1 protein-coding gene is annotated in these 1,031 nt (G+C 39.5%); it reads right to left on the bottom strand.

Annotated features, from left to right (window positions below):
- Positions 1–383, bottom strand: a 383-nt coding sequence (locus tag D4B81_RS17830) for a plasmid recombination protein (RefSeq protein WP_237566095.1), incomplete at its 3' end; no start/stop codon positions are given.
- Positions 384–1,031: the final 648 nt, after the last annotated feature.

Raw genomic sequence — 1,031 nt, forward strand, 5'->3', positions numbered from 1 at the left:
AAGTGCATATGAGGGCTAGCCTCGTCATTATGAATGACCGCAGTGTAAACTTTTAAATTTGGATTTCGTTTCTCAAAATCCTTAAACCACTCTAACAAAATTTCATTTGCTTTTTCATAATCGGCATTGGAAATGAAATTGTTCAAATCACCAACTTGAATGATCATTTCTTGCTGAAGCGCAGTTTTTTTACCGAACTGAATGTGTTTATAATAGTCATCAATTTTTCGGTCGTTACGTTTTTGTTTAGCGTTATAGTTCTCCAATACTTCTCCAAATTCTTCTTGATATAATTCCTTTAAATCTTTCTGAACAAGATATTTATTATCATCAGATTTTGAATAATCTATATGCGAATTTCGCTCTTTTTCCTTCTCGCTCATTGTCCTGTTATTATGTTTAATATTGGTTTTGTTCGTTGCTTTTTTGAGAGAAACTGACATGCTCATGACGAATCAACTCCTTGCCTCCACTATACCAAAAGCTTTGTTACTTTGGCAAAGTAACCTTTTCTGTATTATGACATTCCGCTATGCTCCATGTACACAATGAAAAGGCTCTGCGAGGCTGTTTTGGCTATCGCCAAGCCATGCTTTGCATGACAAAAAACAAAACCTTGGACTCTGTCCAAACCTGCTGGGGAACTCTTCCCCAGACCCCCTTAATCCAACTCCCCAACCCCTCAATCCTTGAGGGGCTCCCTCGCCGGTTGGCAGGGTCAAAAGGATACCTTTTGACAACCACAAGAGGGTTGCATAGTGAGTGTGTCAACTCCTTATCCTCCCGCCCCCTTACGGGTTTCGGTCCGGTACCGTTGACACACGCTATGCAGCTACCTCTACCTAATTAAAAACCTAATTTTCTACTCAAGTAGCACTACATAGGTTCCCCGCTCTTTTGATTTATAAAATCAACATTCTATGAACTTGTTATTAAGGGATACCACCAACATTTTGGAAAAAACCACGCTAAGAGTATGCAAGATTTTATGCAAAAAATCGGAAGTCATAGGGAACTATGGGGAGACCGAA

The organism is Ornithinimicrobium cerasi (genome assembly GCF_003702705.1).
GTDB classification, from domain to species: domain Bacteria; phylum Actinomycetota; class Actinomycetes; order Actinomycetales; family Dermatophilaceae; genus Ornithinicoccus; species Ornithinicoccus cerasi.